General features: G+C 39.5%; 1 protein-coding gene. It reads left to right on the top strand.

Annotation, left to right across the window (positions count from 1 at the left end):
• The coding region (locus F6K22_RS40950) for a Vgb family protein (protein WP_483244211.1) at positions 1-1045 on the top strand (1045 nt) is incomplete at its 5' end.
• Between the last annotated feature and the right edge of the window lie 287 nt (positions 1046-1332).

Here is a 1332-nt window from a genome sequence, read left to right as displayed (position 1 = left end):
AATTGGTCAACTAGAAAACCGCGACCCTAACCCTCAATTTAATACGGATATTTATCTACAAGAAAATCCTGGAGTTGCTGATGCAGTTCAACAAAATTTATTGACTGCTATCGAACATTTTGTTAATTTTGGTATTGCTGAAAGTCGGTTATTTTCCCAAAATTTTATCGGTACAATATTTGATGTTGTTGTTACCAGTGCTGCTAATAATGGAAATAGTGCTGCTTTGCGTTTTGATGGTTTAACTGGTAGATTTATTAGTGAATTTACTAATGGTGGAGGATTAACTGACCCCAGAGATATTGTACGAGAAATAGATGGTTCTAATACTGTTTTAATTAATGGTGGAAATGATGATGTTTTACGTTTCGATGCTACTACAGGAAATTTCATCGAAACATTTACAGAATTTCCGGAATTAAATGGTGGAGGTGCTGTTTTTGGTCCTGATAATAATTATTATGTAGGAGCGCGTTCTTTAGGAGCAATTTTACGTTTTAATGGTCAAACAGGAGATTTTATTGATGAATTTATTCCCTCAGAATTAGTAGATTTTCCCAGGGGTTTTGTATTCGGTTCTGATGGTAATTTTTATTTAGGAAATGGTGCTGACCCGACAACAGGTGGAGGCGGTGGTACAATTATTCAATATGATGGTCTCACAGGTCAGGTGTTAAATCCTAGTTTTGTTAATGACCCTGAGTTGAGTCCCCTAGATGTGATTAATGGTTTGGATGGTAATATCTATGTCAGCAGTGAGTTTCCTTTTGGTCAGGATGATTCGGTAGGTACGGTTCGTGTCTATGATATTAATACCGGAGGGTTGTTAGATGTGCTTGATGCTGTTGTGGATGCAGAGGGAGTGCCAATATTTGATGCCCCAAGGGGATTAGGTTTCGGACCCGATGGTAATCTTTATGCTAGTAGCACTGGTACTGGTAGTGTGGTTCGTTTTGATGGTGCAACGGGCGATTTTATTGATGTGTTGATTGAGTTTCCTCAGTTGAATGGTCAAGCATTAAATTTCGTTCCTGCGGAAAATTGAAGTAGCACTCAGCACTCAGCAATCAGCAATCAGCTTTTCACGTTGTATAATGGGGGATTAAAACCCCCAAAAGATCCTGTCATGTGAGTTTTCTGGGGGTTGGAATCCCAATCATAAGCGTTGCGACAGCAATCAGCGGACCGCTGAGTGCTATTTCAATCAGGACTTACGCAAAGACACTATATATAGCGCATGCGCTATATATAGCGATATAGCTGCCGCACTTGCTCCGCCAACGCTTAAAAAAAATGTAGCGATCGCCTCAAGATTTTAGCCATTAATTCAAG

This window comes from Okeania sp. SIO2F4 (assembly GCF_010672385.1).
GTDB lineage: Bacteria > Cyanobacteriota > Cyanobacteriia > Cyanobacteriales > Microcoleaceae > Trichodesmium.
The sequence above is the reverse complement of the archived record's forward strand: the minus strand, read 5'-3'. Positions and strand labels throughout refer to the sequence as shown.